This is a genomic window from Demequina sp. NBRC 110054, from assembly GCF_002090115.1.
GTDB lineage: Bacteria > Actinomycetota > Actinomycetes > Actinomycetales > Demequinaceae > Demequina.
In genome coordinates this window covers 554984-569496 of record NZ_BBRK01000005.1, presented here as the reverse complement: position 1 = coordinate 569496, position 14513 = coordinate 554984, and the positions used below count along the sequence as shown (strand labels likewise).

The following is a 14513-nucleotide window of genomic DNA, read 5'->3' as shown; positions in this document are numbered from 1 at the left end:
CATCGATGTGTGAGCATCGCGTGTCGGGTTTCTATCTTCCTCGCGATGTCAAGGACCCGGATACCCGGGACGATGCGAGCACGGGTGGTAGGTGTGCGCACTGTCGCCCGACGAGGCGCCGTGCGACGCGGGATGCTGGAGGCATGGAGAGTCCCGAGGGGCTGACGCTCGCGGTGCTGGCGGCGCTGCTCACCGTGTGGGCGCTCGTCGGTCGACGCGCCGAGGCGTGGGGGATCACCGCACCCATCGCCTTTCTTGCCGCAGGGCTGGCGCTCGGCACGCGCGTCGGGCTGGATCTCGGGGCGCCGTCGGTGCACCTGCTCGCCGAGCTCGCGCTTGTGCTGGTCCTCTTCCACGACGCGAGCACGGTCGGGCTGAGGGACCTCAGACGTGACCCGTGGATCGCCGTGAGGCTGCTCGCGATGGGGTTCCCGCTCGCGGTGCTCCTGACCACCGGGGTCACGCTGTGGATGATCCCGACCCTCGGCATCGCAGGCGCGCTGCTGGTGGCTGCGGCCGTGAGCGCGACGGATGCGAGCCTGGGCGCGCCGACGGTGCTCAACCCCGCGGTGCCGATACGGGTGCGCCGCGCGCTCAACGTCGAGAGCGGGCTCAACGATGGGCTCGCCACGCCGATCGTGATCGTGGCGATCGGCGCACTCGTCGCCAACGCCGACACGACCGAGGGCGTCGCCGAGGCCGCGGCGGTCGAGCTGCCTCGAGGGCTCCTCGGTATTGCCGTCGGGATCGTGCTCGGCGCTGGCATCGCGCGGGCGATGGACTGGACCCGCGGCCACCGCTACAGCGACCTGGCCGCACGGGGGCTCGGGGTGCTCGCGTTGCCGCTGCTCACCTTCGGTGTCGCCGAGCTGCTGCACGCCAACGTGTTCCTCGCCGCATTCATGGGGGGACTCGCCTTCGGAAGGGTGAGCCGCGCCGTGCACGACGAGCCTGAGGTGACTGAGCCCCTGGAGACGGCGGCCGACGTCCTCGGTGTCGCACTGTGGTTCCTCGCCGGAGGGCTCATGATCACGGTGTTCGCGCGAGGCTTCCGGATCGAGTGGCTGGTTCTCGCGGTGCTCGCGCTGACGGCGCTGAGGATGGTGCCGGTCGCGCTCGCGCTGCTCGGTTCGGGGCTGCAGACGCCCACGCGCCTGTTCCTCGGGTGGTTCGGCCCGCGCGGCGTCGCGACGATCGTGTTCGGCCTGTTGACGGTCGAGGCGCTGTCCGAGGACCCGCGCACGTCCGACATCGTCGGGATCTTCACCCTCACGATCCTGCTCAGCGTGCTCGCGCACGGCCTTACCGCGACGCCGTTCGCGAACTGCTACGCCGCGTGGGCACGCCCCACTGGCGCCGCGGCCCACGAGCGTCTCTGACTCGCACTCTGCGGGAACTCCCTGGTTCCTCCAAGCCTGCTCTCCGCTTCGGAGAGTGAAGTAGAGGCAGGAGCAAACCCGAGGAGCACACGATGACCATCGAGAACTGGCAGCCCGCCGACGACAACCCCCAGCCGACCGTCGCGACCCGCGAGCCCTTCTGGCGCAGTCGCATCGGGCGCTTCCTGGCGCTGACCGGCGTGTCGACGCTCGCCCTCACCGGCGTCGGGCTCGCCTACCTCGAGTCCGGATCGGACAGCAGCACTACCGCGACCTCCGCGACGGACTCGACCGACTCCGATTCGACCGCGAGCGGCGCGGGCTACGGTTACTCCGACGGCGGCGGCATGACCTACGGCGGCTACACCTACGAATGGCCGAGCGACGGGGGCTACGCCTACGGCGGCGGCTCGACGTCCGGCTCGACGACAACGGAGTCGACCCAGGAGGATGCGACCACCGCCTCCGACGACGAGTCGACCGGCATCGTCATCATCGAGACCGTGCTCGGCTACGAGAGCGCCTCGGCGGCCGGCACCGGCGTCGTCCTGTCGAGCGACGGGCTGATCCTCACCAACAACCACGTGATCGAGGACTCGACCGAGATCACCGTCACCATCCCCGAGACCGGTGAGACCTACACCGCCACGGTCGTCGGCACCGATGCGGACAACGACGTCGCGCTGCTGCAGCTCGAGGGTGCCTCGGGCCTCACCACCGCGACCCTGGACGACGACGTGGATCCCTATGTCGGCGACACGGTCACCGCGGTCGGCAACGCCGAGGGCGGCGGAGTCCTCATGGCAGCCGACGGCACGGTCACCGAGCTCGAGTCGACCGTCACGACGTCCTCGGAGTACACGATCGAGGGCGAGACCCTCGACGGCATGATCGAGTTCGAGGCCGACGTGGTCTCGGGAGACTCTGGCGGCGCGCTGCTCGACGACGAGGGTGAGGTCGTCGGCATCACGACCGCGGCTTCGACCGGTCTGGCCACCACGGTCGCCTACGCCATCCCGATCGACGACGCGCTCGACATCGTCGACCAGATCCTCGCCGGCGATGAGTCCGGCACCGTCGAGATCGGCTACCCGGCCTTCCTCGGCATCGGGATCGCGGGCACCGGCTCCACCTCGAGCACCATGCCCGGGCAGTCGACGACCACCACGACCGACGGGGTCGAGATCGGCTACGTCTACGAGGGCACCGGGGCTGCCGAGGCCGGCCTGGTCGTGGGCGATGTCATCGCGGCGCTTGACGGCACGTCGGTGACCAGCGGCGACGAGCTCTCCGCTCTGATCGCGGACTACGAGCCTGGAGACACCGTGACCGTCACCTACACCGACACCGATGGTGCGACCCAGACCGTGAACGTGATTCTCGGCGAGGGTCCCGCGGCCTAGATCCTCGACACGACAAGTCGCGCGACTGCTACCAGTCGTGCGACTTGTCGCGTCGCGCGACCTCGTCGGTGCCGAGTGCGCCCACGAGAGCCGCGGTCTCGATGTTGCGCAGGAAATGTCGCGCGCCCTGGAGGGCCCTGAGCAGGCCCACGGCGAGCAGCCCGAGCCCGAGCACGACCCCGATCGTCACGAGGTCCGGCATGAAGAGCATCGACACGATGGCGATCGCCGCGTAGGTGACCGGGCCCGCCACGAAGGCGATCAGCAGGCCCGAGACGATCTCGTCCGTGCCGCGTGTGAGTCTGAGCATCTTCCACTCCTCTTTGAGTAGTCGACCGTCCGTCGGAGGACACTTCCGATGCTAGCGAAGGTGCTCGCGTTCATCACGTTTTGATAACGGGGAGGGCGCGACCTTGCGAGTCGAATCCATTCGACATACGCTCGTCGACATCGAGTCGAATCCATTCGACAGACGTGCGACGCAAAGGAGCGAAGGACGCGATGGTGACCATCGGCGATGTGGCCCAGGCAGCGGGAGTATCCCGCAGCACCGCCTCGTATGCGCTCAGCGGCAAGCGTTCCATCTCCCCAGAGGTCACCCAGCGGGTGCTCGACGCAGTGGAGCGGCTCGGGTACACGCCGAATGCGGGAGCGCGCGCGCTGCGCACCTCGCAGACGAAGGTCCTCGCGTTGTTCGCACGATTCGAGGACGACGAGTTCGCGCCCGCGATGCTCGAATACATCAAGGGGGTCACCGACACCGCGAACGAACTCGGGTACGACACCCTGCTCGTGTCCGACGCGGACGGGCCTGGCGCGCTCAAGCGGCTCGCGCGCTCCCGCATGGTCGACGGGTTCGTGCTCCTCAACGTCGCGGAGGAGGACGACCGTATGTCCCCGCTTCGGGGCGTCCCGCAGCCTGGCGCGCTCGTGGGCCTTCCTGGGGACCCGCAGGGCGCGGACGTCTTCGACCTCGACTTCGAGGAGTCGGGTCGGGTCATGGTCGCGGAGATGCGGGCACTCGGCCACCGCGAGATGATCCTCGTCTCGCAGCCGGAGGACGTCGTCGAGCGCGGTGGCGCGTATGTCTGGCGGCTGGCCGACGCGGCGAAGGAGAAGGCCGATGCGCTCGGCGTGGTGCTTCACCACTACTTCGCCCCGTCGAGTCAGCCGGGAATCGGCCCGGAGCTTCACCGCTTCCTCGACAGCCATCCCGATGCGACCGCGCTGCTGCTCAACAACGAAGGGGCCGCGGCGGCGTTGCCGGGAGTCCTTCACGAGCGTGGCCTGACCGCGCCGGGCGACATCTCAGTGGTCGGACGCTACTCGGATGTCTTCGCCCGTACCTTCTCGCTTCCGTTCTCGGCGATCGACAGCGCCGCGGATCGGCTCGGACGGCATGCCGTGCAACGGCTCGTCGCCCGAATCGAGGGCAGCCTCGAACCAGCTGCGCCTCACACTGTCGAACTGATCGCCCCGGAGATCCACCACCGGGGCTCCATGGCGGCGCCACCTGTCGCCTCTGGGGTCTAGCCACTTCCCGCGTCCCCGGCGGGTCAACGTTCAAGGAGGAACGATGAACTTCACGCACAAGCGGACGACGGTGGCACTCGCCACCGCGGCCATCGCAGTCGGTGCTCTCACCGGCTGCTCGTCGAGCGAAGGCGACAGCAACGCATCCGACTCGACCGGTTCAGCACAAGCGGCGGGCGGCGGCACCTACACGTGGTGGGACCCGTACCCCCAGCACACCGAGGGGTCCGACTGGCAGAACCGCGTCCAGGCATGCGGTGATGAAGCTGGCGTGACCATCGAGCGCACCGCCTACGACACCACTGCGCTGACCAATCAGCTCCTGCTGTCGGCGCAGGAGGGCACCTCGCCCGACGTCGTGCTTCTCGACAACCCGGCGGTGTCGACCTTGGCCGACACCGGTGCGATCACGACCATGGACGAGCTCGGCTTCGACACCTCGAACATCGATGAGAACCTGCTCGCCGCCGGAGTCGTCGATGGCACGGCGTACGGCATCCCGATCGGCGCCAACACGCTTGCGCTGTACTACAACAAGGAGATCCTGGACGCGGCGGGAGTCGACCCGTCGACGATCACCGACTGGGACTCGCTCAACGCTGCGCTCGAGGCCATCGACGCCGCGGGCAGCCGTGCGATCACGTTCGCAGGAATCGGCACTGAGGAGGGGTCGTTCCAGTTCCTGCCATGGTTCTGGGGCGCCGGCGCAGACCTGACGGAGCTCAACTCGCCGGAGGCGGTCGAGGCCGTGCAGCTCTGGGTCGACTGGCTCGACGAGGGCTGGGCGCCTCAGTCCGCGATCCAGAACTCGCAGAACACCGCATGGGAGGAGTTCCTGGACGGTCAGACGGGCTTCGTCGAGAACGGCACGTGGCAGGTGAACTCCGCGGCCGAGGCGGGATTCGAGACCGGCTACATCACCCTGCCCGCGAAGGACGGAGGGGCGGCACCCGCGCCGACCGGCGGCGAGTTCGTGATGGCACCCGTCCAGAGCGACACCTCGCGCTACGAGGTCACCACGCAGATCGTCGAGTGCATGACGACGCCCGAGGGCTTCGTCGAGACCGCAGACACGTTCGCGTACTACATCCCGCCGACGGCCGACGGCCAGGAGGCCTTCCTCGAGGAGCACCCTGACCTTGAGGTGTGGGTGGACGCCGTGCGCGCGGCCAAGGGTCGCACGAGCGACAACCTCGGCACCGACTACCCGCTCATCTCCGAGCAGCTCTGGACTGCGGTGCAGGCCGCGATGTCGGGAGCCTCGTCCGCGCAGGACGCCATGGACGCGGCTCAGGAGGCCGCTGCCGCGGCGACCGGCGACTAGCCCGCCGCCGACCACGGGCGGGCGTGAGGCGACTCTCCAGCCCCGCGCCCGCCCCGATCGGGGAAACCCGCTCATTCGTCACCTGCCCCGCGCCCGACCCGCAATCCGAGGAAGACCCATGACCACCACCGCCACAAGCCCCGCTGCCGTCGGCGAGGCGCCGACGCCCGGGGCGCGCAGACGCGGCAGCGCGCCGAGGGGTATCCATGGCTCGCCGTGGGTAGCCGTCGCATTCGCCGCGCCGCTCGTGATCTACCTGATCGCGTTCTACGCCTACCCCCTGATCCGTAGCATCGACCTGTCGGTTCACGACTACAACATCCGGGCGTTTGTGCAGGGCGATGCAGAGTTTGTGGGACTCGCCAACTACGTGGACGTGATCACCTCAGACCTGTTTGGCCCGGCGCTGCTGAACACCTTCCTCTTCGTAGGCATCTCGATCCTGTTCCAGTACGCGATCGGGCTCGCCCTCGCAGTGTTCTTCCGCAACAACTTCCGTCTCTCAGGCGTCCTTCGCGCGATGTTCCTGGTGCCGTGGCTGCTGCCGCTCATCGTGTCGGCCTCGACGTGGGCCTGGATGATGAACTCAGACTCGGGCATCGTCAACGCGTTCCTCCTGGCGGTCGGCCTCGACCCGATCAACTGGCTCACGTCGCCCGACTGGTCGCTCACCGCCGTGATCATCGCGAACATCTGGCTCGGCATCCCCTTCAACCTCGTGATCCTCTACTCGGGCCTGCAGAACATCCCGGCCGACGTGTACGAGGCGGCGTCGCTCGATGGCGCCGGCGCGTGGAAGACCTTCTGGCGGATCACCTTCCCGCTGCTGCGGCCGGTGTCTGCGATCACGATCCTGCTCGGACTCGTGTACACGCTCAAGGTCGTCGACATCATCTGGATCATGACGAAGGGGGGACCAGCGAACAGTTCGCTGATCCTGTCCGTCTGGTCGTACCGCGAGGCGTTCGGCACGGGCCAACCCGCCTTCTCGCCCGCCTCCGCGATCGGAAACATCCTCATCATCATCGCCCTGATCTTCGGGCTCATCTATGCGCGCATGCAGAATCGGGAGGACGCCTGACATGGCACGCTCCACTGTCTCCAAGAAGCGGTCCACCTGGTGGAAGACCGGCCTCGGGCTGTTCTTCACCGCGCTGATGCTATTCCCCGTGTACTGGATGGTGAACGTCTCGCTGACGCCGCGAAGCGACCTGCGTGCGAACCCGCCGTCGCTGTTCCCGACGAGCCCCACATTCGAGGGCTATCAGGCCGTGTTCGACCAGCAGCTTCCGGCCCTGGGCGTCAGCCTCGTGGTGGGCCTGGGCTGCGTGCTGCTGACGCTTGTGCTGTCGGCGCCCGCGGCCTACGCGATCGCGTTGCTGCGGATGAGGGGTGGCCGATCGCTCAACTTCATCCTCCTCGTGGCGCAGATGATCCCCGCCGTGGTCATGTCGATGGGCTTCTACGCGATCTACGTGCGGCTCGGCCTGCTCAACAGCCTCCCCGGGCTGATTCTCGCGGACTCGACCATCGCAGTCCCGTTCGGCGTGCTGCTGTTCACGGCCTTCATGAGTGGGATCCCCAAGGAGCTGCTGCAGGCGGCCCGCGTCGACGGAGCGAGCGCATGGCGGACATTCCGCTCGATCGTGATGCCGATCAGCCGCAACTCGGCGATCACGGTGTCGCTGTTCGCATTCCTCTGGGCGTGGTCCGACTTCATCTTCGCGTCGACGTTGTCGCGCAACGCCGAGTTCGTCCCTGTGACCCTCAGCATCTACGCCTACATCGGCAACAACACCACGCAGTGGAACGCGATCATGGCCACCGCAGTCGTGGCCTCGATACCAGCGGCGGTGCTCCTCGTATTCGCGCAGCGCTACGTCGCAGCCGGTGTGACCGCCGGCGCAGTGAAGGACTGAACCGTGACCGAGACCTTTGCCCGTGGCGACTCTCTCGCCTCTGACGCGCGCCGCCTCGCGCGCCCCGTCGTCCCCTCGCGGGGTACTCGCCGTGGAGCGGGCCTCGGCGAGGTGACCTGGGGCCCCGAGGGCTATTGGGGAAGCCGCCAGCGCGTCAATGCGGAAGCGACGATCGCGCACTGCGAGGCGTGGATGGAGCGGCTCGGCTGGCTTGAGAACTTCGATCGCGTGGCTCGCGGCGACGTCACGATCGAACGCGCCGGCTGGGAGTTCTCCGACTCGGAGCTCTACAAGCTGCTCGAGGGCGTCGCATGGGAGCTCGGCCGCGAGCACGACGCGGAGCTGCAGGCGCGCTTCGACGCGCTGGTCGCACGCATCGCGGCCGCGCAGGACGACGACGGCTACCTCGACACGGCGTTCGGGCACCCTGGACTGCCGCCGCGCTACTCCGACATGGCGATGGGACATGAGCTCTACAACGTCGGACACCTGCTCCAGGCAGCCGTGGCGCGGCTGCGCACGGGGCACGACGACCTCCTTGTCGAGGTAGCCCGCCGCGCCGCGGACCACGTGTGCCGTGTGTTCGGGATCGGCGGGCAGGAGACCTTGTGCGGTCACCCCGAGATCGAGGTCGGCCTCGCGGAGTTCGGGCGGGCCACTGGCGAGCGTCGCTACCTTGACCAGGCCGGTCTCTTCCTCGATCGGAGAGGGCACGGGACGCTTCCGGTGCGCCCGCTGCTGTCGGCCGAGTACTTCCAGGACGACACCCCGGTGCGCGATGCCACGGCGTTCCGCGGCCATGCCGTACGCGCGCTCTATCTGGCCTCCGGCGCGGTCGACGTGGCCGTCGACACGGGGGACGATGACCTCCTGGCGGCGCTCACGGCGCAGTGGGAGCACACGGTGTCCCGCCGTACCTATCTGACCGGCGGGATGGGGTCGCGCCACCAGGACGAGGGCTTCGGAGATGACTGGGAGCTCCCGCCCGACCGTGCGTATTGCGAGACGTGCGCTGGCATCGGCTCGACGATGCTCGCGTGGCGACTGCTCCTTGCCACGGGCGAGGTCCGCTACGCGGATCTGATGGAACGCACGCTCTACAACGTGGTCGCGGTTGCGCCCGATGCGACCGGCACCGCGTTCTTCTACGCGAATCCCCTTCAGGTGAGGGTCCCCGGAGGGGAGTTCTCCGGTGAGGGCGTGAACATGCGTGCCGAGGGCGGAGTCCGCGCGCCGTGGTTCGATGTCTCCTGCTGTCCGACCAACGTGACGCGGATGTTCGCTTCGCTGCATACCTACGCCGCGTTCGTCGAGGGCGATGAGGTCTCGCTGGTGCTCTATGGCGCGGGCGAGTTGAGCTTCGAACTCGAGTCCGGTCGCATGCGACTGAGGGTCGAGACGCGTTACCCCGACGATGGCGCGATCACCGTGACGGTGGTCGAGGCTCCCTCCTCGCCCGTCACGCTGCGCCTTCGCGTCCCCGCCTGGGCCGAAGGCTCCACGGGGACGACCTCGGAGGGGGTCGAGACGCTCGAGACCGGTTGGTGGCGTCCGGGCGCGGTGCGTGAGGGTGATGTCGTCTCGCTCATGGTGGACACGGAGCCCCGCCTCACCTGGCCGGACCCGCGCATCGATGCGATGCGCGGGACAGTCGCAGTTGAGCGCGGCCCACTCGTGCTCTGCGTGGAGTCCACCGATCTGCCTGATGGGGTGGGGATCGAGGATGTCCGCCTCGACTCGGGTGTCCTGCCTCTCGCCGAGGGGGACGGCGCCATCGCGACGATGCGGGCGCGTGTCGGCGTCGAGGAGCGCGGAGCGCTCCCGTTCTCGAGATCGGCCGACCGCGCTCACGCGGAGGAACGGGTGCTGCGCGTGCCGCTCGTGCCATATCACCGGTGGGGTGAGCGTGCGCCTTCTCAGATGAGGGTCATGATTCCCGAGGTGGCCACGAGCCGCCGAGGGGCATGACCGCCCTCGCCTGAGACGTGGATTCGCAGGGCCGTCCCGGTACATTTCATCCATGAGCCTCAGCGATCGCAGGCCCCGGCTTCTCGAGTCGCGGCTCGTGCGCGACGCGCTGATCGCCGCGAGCTGGCTGATCGCCTTCGCGGCGCTGCGGGTGTCGGGCGGCGGCTTCGGGGGGCTCGCGAGCATCGACTTCGCCGTCGCCGCCGCGGCCGCGCTCGCGCTCGTATGGCGCCGCAGCTCGCCCATCGCGGTCCTCGCGGTCACGTGGCTGCTCTACGCCGGGTCCACCGTCATGGCAGGCGATGTCTCGAACTCGTACTTCCTCTTCTCGGTGGCCGCCTATACCGCGGTGTCCTCTGCGGCCCAGGTCCGGACGGCGATCGCGATCGGCATGGTCGCGGTCGGAGGGTCGACGCTGCCGCTGCTCGTCGTCTACGGATTGAACGGCGGAACAGCCGAGGTCGTGCTGATCCTGGTGCTCACCGGGATGATCGCGGCAGTGGGCCTTGCGGTGGGGATGAACCGCAAGGTGATCGCGACACAGCGCGCGCGGGCCGTGGAGGCCGAGGAGACGCGCGAGGCCCTTGCGCACACGCGCGTCGCGCAGGAGCGGCTGCGGATCGCGCGCGAGCTCCACGACGCCGTCGGGCACCACATCGCGGTGATGAACGTGCAGGCGGGTGTCGCCGAGGCGCTGCTCGAGTCGGACAGGGACCGCGCGTCCGCCGCGCTCGCGAGCGTGCAGGAGGCGGGCGCCAAGGTCCTCGAGGAGCTCCCGCTGATGCTCAAGGTGCTGCGTCAGGACGAGGATGACGATCGGCCCGGCGTGGGACTCGACCAGCTCGAGGACCTGATCGCACAGGCGCAGGCGGCGGGCCTCGCGGTGACCAGCGCGGTCGCCGGCCTGCCCGCCCGCCTGCCGGACGGCGTCGACCAGGCCGCCTACCGCATCGTCCAGGAGGCGCTCACGAACGCGACGCGGCACGGCGACGGCACCGCCGTGCTCGACGTGGCCGTGGACCCCGTCTCGGTCGCGATCCGCGTGAGCAACCCGATCGGCGCCCCGGGCACGAGCGGCTCGGGCTTCGGCCTGGTGGGGATGCGCGAGCGCGCGACCGCGGCCGACGGCAGTCTGGACACCGGAAGAGAGGGTGACCTGTTCGTCGTGCGGGCGACGCTGCCGGCGCGACGAGTGGCCAGTGACGAAGGCGGGGCACGATGACGACGCGGGTGGTGGTGGTCGACGACCAGGACCTGATCAGGGGAGGCTTCGTCGCGATCCTCGGCACGGCCGAGGACCTCGAGGTGGTCGGCGAGGCGGGCGACGGCGACGCGGCGGTCGCGCTCGTCAAGACCACGAGACCCGACGTGGTGCTCATGGACATCCGCATGCCGGGGATGGACGGCATCGCGGCCACCGAGCAGATCGCCGCGGACGAGGAGCTCGCCGACGTGCGCGTCGTCGTGCTCACCACGTTCGAGGAGGAGGACTACGTCCTGCGCGCGCTTCAAGCCGGCGCGAGCGGGTTCCTCGGCAAGGGTGTGCGGCCCGCCGAGCTCCTCGACGCCGTGAGGACGATCGCGGAGGGGGAGTCGCTGCTGTCGCCCGCCGCGACCAAGGTGGTGGTCGCGCAGCTGGCGAAGGACTCGATCAGGCCCGCGGTCGACGGCGAGCGGTTCCGCTACCTGACGGACCGCGAGCGTGAGGTCGTCCTGCTCGTCGCGCAGGGACTGAGCAACGACGAGATCGCCGAGCGCCTGTTCATCACGCCGCTCACCGCCAAGACGCACGTGGTGCGCGCGATGCACAAGGTCGGCGCGCGCGACCGCGCGCAGCTCGTGGTGGCCGCGTACCAGGGGGGACTCGTCCAACCCTGAGGCCGGCGCGCCGGCGTACTACGGGCGTAGCAGCGCCAAGTGTCTCCTCCTGTGCGATTCGCCTGAGCGCGATTCTCGAGAGCCTTGAGTCATCAACCTGACAAGGAGAGATGACGATGGCAGCCCAGGCAGTCGAGACCCCGAAGGAGTCGGCCAGCGCCGCGACGCGCACCGAGTCCGACCGGCCCGACCTTCCCTTCTACAACGGGCTGCCGCGGCGCATCGAGCCGGTCGGCTGGGCCGCGATCCTCTCCGCGTGCGTCCTCGCGGTGGTGCAGCTCATGTGGCTGCCCGTGCCCGCAGGCGTGCTCGGCGCGCAGTGGATCCCCATGCTCATGTTCCCCGTGCTGCCGCTGCTCGCCCTCGCGTGGGCCGCGCCCGGCGGGTGGACCGCGCTGTACCGTCGGATCCGAGTGCGCGACGTGCTCGCGATGGTGGGCTTCGCCGCGCTCAACCTCGCGGTGGTGACGCCGCTCGCGCTCGCGCTGCAGCCGTACCTCGGGTCCGAGGCCAACCCCGCAATCGCGGCTCTCACCGACATGTCGGCGCTCGAGCGGGTCCAGTTCTTCGCGGCCAGCATCCCGCAGCTGATCGGCGAGGAGCTCGTGACGATCCTGCCGATGCTCGCGCTCATGGCCTACCTCACCCACCTCGGCTGGAAGCGCCGCCCCGCGCTAGCGATCGCGTGGGTCGCGAGCGCGCTCCTGTTCGCCGCGCTGCACCTTCCGACCTATGGCTGGAACGTGCTCCAGTGCCTCGCGCTGATCGGCGTCGCGCGGCTCGTGCTCACCCTCGCGTACGTCGTGACCCGCAATCTCGGGGTCTCGGCCGGCGCCCACATCGTCAACGACTGGGTGACCTTCGCGGCCCCGCTGCTGATCGGCGGCGCGGCGCTGGTCGCCTGACAAGCCGCCCGCGTCGCAGGTCGCGCCCCCACGCTCTGCGACGCGGGCCTCTCATCGCCGGGTGGCGCCTTCGCCAGCACCCACCCGGCACTCGCGCCACTCCGCCGACGCGGCGCTCGCGCGTCATCACCCCACCAGGCGCACCGCGCCCGCATCCGAATGGAGATCCGTCATGTTCGCCCGTCTCACGTGGCCCGCAGCCCTCGCGCTGTTCGGCGCCTTCGTCGTCGCCTTCGCGACCGGCTTCGTGCTCGTCCCCATGACCTCGCATGCCTCCCACCCGTCGCTCGAGGTCGGCCCGACCGTCGAGATCGAGCTCGAGGAGCCGCCGTCGCCCGCGCTCGACGCGACGGTGCCTCCCGTGCACGCTCCGGCCGTGCGGGACGATGCGCTGGCCCCGCAGTCCGACCTCGTCGTCGTCCGCTCGGAGTGACCCGAGGTCAGACCTCGCGCGCGTAGACCTCCACGCCGTCCACGAAGGTGTGGTCCACGCGGGTCTCGCCGATCTCCTCGCGCGGGGCCGCGAGCAGGTCGCGATCCAGGACGACGAGGTCGGCGGCCGCGCCCACGCGGATCGCGCCGGTCGAGCCCTCGAGGCGGTTGAGCCACGCCGAGCCCTGCGTGTAGGCGCGCAGCATCGCCAGTAGCGGCAGCTCCTGGGCGGTGCCCAGGGGTGCGGTGTCGGACGATGCGCCGGGTGACCTCCGGTTCACGGCCACATGGATCGCCTCGAGAGGGTTGGGTGTCGACACCGGCCAGTCGCTGCCCGCCGCGAACGGTGCGTCCGCGCGCAGCAGCTCTCCGAAGGGGTACATGCGCTCCGCTCGCTCCTCACCGACGTACGGGACGGTCAGCGCATCCGTCTGCACCTCGTGCGCGGCCCACAGCGCCTGGATGTTCGCGGTCGCGTCGAGCTCGCGGAAGCGCGGGATCTCCGCCGCGTCGATGAATTGGAGGTGCACCAGGTGATGGCGCAGGTCGCGCGCGCCGTTCGCGTCGCGCGCCGCCTCGATGGCATCGAGCGAGTCGCGGACCGCGCGATCGCCCAGTGCGTGGAAGTGCACCTGGAAGCCGGCCGCATCGAGCGCCACGGTCACCTCGGTGAGCAGCTCGGGGGTGAGGAACGGGATGCCGAGGTTTCCCGTGGGGTGGCCGTGGTCGTCCAGATAGGACTCAAGCATCGACGCCGTGTACGTCTCCGCGACGCCGTCGACCATGACCTTGACCGAGTGGATCCCGTACCGCCGGCCGGAGGCATTGGTCTCCTCGCGGATCGCGACGAGCCGCGCGACCTCGTCGGCGATGCCCTCCGAGGGGACGTTCGGGTTCCACCACAGCGAACCCTTCACCTTGGCGGTGAGCGTCCCTGCGGCGTCGGCGCGCACGTAGGCCAGGTGCGGCTCGGGCTCGATCTCGTACGGCTTGAGGTAGACGTCCTGCCACCCGACGAGCCCGAGCGAGGCGAGGTAGGCGGAGGCCGTCGCGAGGCCCGCGTCGTACTGCGCGGGGGTGTAGGCGGGCATGATGCCCTCGACCAGTCGCATCGCGTGCTCGTGGAGCATGCCGGTCGGCACGCCGTCGGGGTCGCGCTCGATGCGGCCGCCGGTCGGGTCGGGGGTGCCCGCATCGATGCCCGCGAGGCGCAGCGCCTCCGAGCTCACCCACGCCGAGTGGTGATCGCGGTTGGGGAGGAAGGCCGGCCGCGCGCCGACGATCTCGTCGAGCGCCTCTCGGCGCGCCAGCCCGTACGGGAAGGCCTCCATCGACCAGCCGCCGCCCGCGAGCCAGCCTTCGGGGTGCGCCGCGTGGTAGGCCGCGATGGTCGCGTAGTACTCCTCGGCGGTGTCCTCGCCGGTGAGGTCGCACGCGTTGCGCTCGCGGCCTCCCTGGAACGCGTGGATGTGAGCGTCGACGAAGCCGGGCATGAGGGTGCGGTCCTCGAGGTCGACCACTGTGTCCGCATCGTCCATGAAGGAGGCCACCGCATCGTCCTCGCCGACGGCGGCGATCACGCCGTCGACCACTGCGACGGCGGTTGCGTGCGGTGCCTCGACGGCGCCGTCGAGGACGTCCTCGGTCAGCACCGAGCCGTTGCGGAAGACGAGAGTGGTCACGGGCGCTCCTCGTGTCGGGGGGACTCAGTCACACCGTAGGGGAGCGCGTGTTTCCGTGGTGTGTCGGCATTCTTGCGAGCGAATCAGTGG

General features: G+C 69.5%; 13 protein-coding genes. 11 read left to right on the top strand and 2 right to left on the bottom strand.

The genetic code is table 11. The features are described 5' to 3' along the window. Positions 1-143: 143 nt before the first annotated feature. A complete protein-coding gene (locus tag B7K23_RS11880) occupies positions 144-1379 on the top strand; it encodes a cation:proton antiporter (RefSeq protein ID WP_159451401.1) in 1236 nt (411 codons plus the stop codon). Positions 1380-1471: 92 nt separating this feature from the next. Next, positions 1472-2782 (top strand): S1C family serine protease, encoded by a 1311-nt coding sequence (locus B7K23_RS11875; RefSeq protein WP_084126785.1) that lies wholly within the window; start codon positions 1472-1474, stop codon positions 2780-2782. Positions 2783-2810: 28 nt separating this feature from the next. On the opposite strand, the gene B7K23_RS11870 is transcribed toward B7K23_RS11875, so the two are convergent. Next, complete coding sequence (locus B7K23_RS11870; RefSeq protein WP_084126784.1) at positions 2811-3092, bottom strand: hypothetical protein; 282 nt, start codon at positions 3090-3092, stop codon at positions 2811-2813. 191 nt (positions 3093-3283) lie between these two features. On the opposite strand from B7K23_RS11870, the gene B7K23_RS11865 reads away from it, so the two are divergent. The 9 genes from B7K23_RS11865 (at position 3284) to B7K23_RS11825 (ending at position 12742) form a co-directional block, all read left to right on the top strand. Then, positions 3284-4315, top strand: coding sequence for a LacI family DNA-binding transcriptional regulator (locus B7K23_RS11865; RefSeq protein WP_084126783.1), 1032 nt, complete (start codon positions 3284-3286; stop codon positions 4313-4315). A 43-nt stretch (positions 4316-4358) separates the two neighbouring features. Continuing rightward, positions 4359-5639, top strand: a complete 1281-nt coding sequence (locus tag B7K23_RS11860) for an extracellular solute-binding protein (protein WP_084126782.1) — start codon at positions 4359-4361, stop codon at positions 5637-5639. A gap of 118 nt (positions 5640-5757) precedes the next feature. Next, positions 5758-6720, top strand: a complete 963-nt coding sequence (locus tag B7K23_RS11855) for a carbohydrate ABC transporter permease (RefSeq protein WP_084126781.1) — start codon at positions 5758-5760, stop codon at positions 6718-6720. 1 nt (position 6721) lies between these two features. Then, positions 6722-7558 carry a carbohydrate ABC transporter permease gene (locus B7K23_RS11850; protein WP_084126780.1) on the top strand — a complete coding sequence of 279 codons (837 nt, stop codon included), beginning with the start codon at positions 6722-6724 and terminating at the stop codon, positions 7556-7558. 3 nt (positions 7559-7561) lie between these two features. After that, positions 7562-9526: a glycoside hydrolase family 127 protein gene (locus B7K23_RS11845; RefSeq protein WP_084126779.1), complete on the top strand. Its 1965-nt coding sequence runs from the start codon at positions 7562-7564 to the stop codon at positions 9524-9526. Between the two features lie 52 nt (positions 9527-9578). Then, complete coding sequence (locus tag B7K23_RS11840; RefSeq protein WP_084126778.1) at positions 9579-10748, top strand: sensor histidine kinase; 1170 nt, start codon at positions 9579-9581, stop codon at positions 10746-10748. Continuing rightward, on the top strand, positions 10745-11404 hold the full coding sequence (locus B7K23_RS11835; RefSeq protein WP_084126777.1) for a response regulator transcription factor: 660 nt from the start codon (positions 10745-10747) through the stop codon (positions 11402-11404). Before B7K23_RS11840 ends, B7K23_RS11835 begins: the two co-directional genes overlap by 4 nt. 116 nt (positions 11405-11520) lie before the next feature. Further along, positions 11521-12309 carry a CPBP family intramembrane glutamic endopeptidase gene (locus tag B7K23_RS11830; protein WP_084126967.1) on the top strand — a complete coding sequence of 263 codons (789 nt, stop codon included), beginning with the start codon at positions 11521-11523 and terminating at the stop codon, positions 12307-12309. Between the two features lie 172 nt (positions 12310-12481). After that, positions 12482-12742, top strand: a complete 261-nt coding sequence (locus tag B7K23_RS11825) for a hypothetical protein (RefSeq protein WP_084126776.1) — start codon at positions 12482-12484, stop codon at positions 12740-12742. 7 nt (positions 12743-12749) lie between these two features. On the opposite strand, the gene B7K23_RS11820 is transcribed toward B7K23_RS11825, so the two are convergent. Further along, positions 12750-14423 (bottom strand): amidohydrolase, encoded by a 1674-nt coding sequence (locus B7K23_RS11820; protein WP_084126775.1) that lies wholly within the window; start codon positions 14421-14423, stop codon positions 12750-12752. Positions 14424-14513 lie beyond the last annotated feature (90 nt).

Coding starts and splice junctions, on each gene's coding strand:
- B7K23_RS11880 (WP_159451401.1), top strand. CDS start 144: ATGGAGAGTCCCGAGGGGCTGACGCTCGCGGTGCTGGCGGCGCTGCTC.
- B7K23_RS11875 (WP_084126785.1), top strand. CDS start 1,472: ATGACCATCGAGAACTGGCAGCCCGCCGACGACAACCCCCAGCCGACC.
- B7K23_RS11870 (WP_084126784.1), bottom strand. CDS start 3,092: ATGCTCAGACTCACACGCGGCACGGACGAGATCGTCTCGGGCCTGCTG.
- B7K23_RS11865 (WP_084126783.1), top strand. CDS start 3,284: ATGGTGACCATCGGCGATGTGGCCCAGGCAGCGGGAGTATCCCGCAGC.
- B7K23_RS11860 (WP_084126782.1), top strand. CDS start 4,359: ATGAACTTCACGCACAAGCGGACGACGGTGGCACTCGCCACCGCGGCC.
- B7K23_RS11855 (WP_084126781.1), top strand. CDS start 5,758: ATGACCACCACCGCCACAAGCCCCGCTGCCGTCGGCGAGGCGCCGACG.
- B7K23_RS11850 (WP_084126780.1), top strand. CDS start 6,722: ATGGCACGCTCCACTGTCTCCAAGAAGCGGTCCACCTGGTGGAAGACC.
- B7K23_RS11840 (WP_084126778.1), top strand. CDS start 9,579: ATGAGCCTCAGCGATCGCAGGCCCCGGCTTCTCGAGTCGCGGCTCGTG.
- B7K23_RS11835 (WP_084126777.1), top strand. CDS start 10,745: ATGACGACGCGGGTGGTGGTGGTCGACGACCAGGACCTGATCAGGGGA.
- B7K23_RS11830 (WP_084126967.1), top strand. CDS start 11,521: ATGGCAGCCCAGGCAGTCGAGACCCCGAAGGAGTCGGCCAGCGCCGCG.
- B7K23_RS11825 (WP_084126776.1), top strand. CDS start 12,482: ATGTTCGCCCGTCTCACGTGGCCCGCAGCCCTCGCGCTGTTCGGCGCC.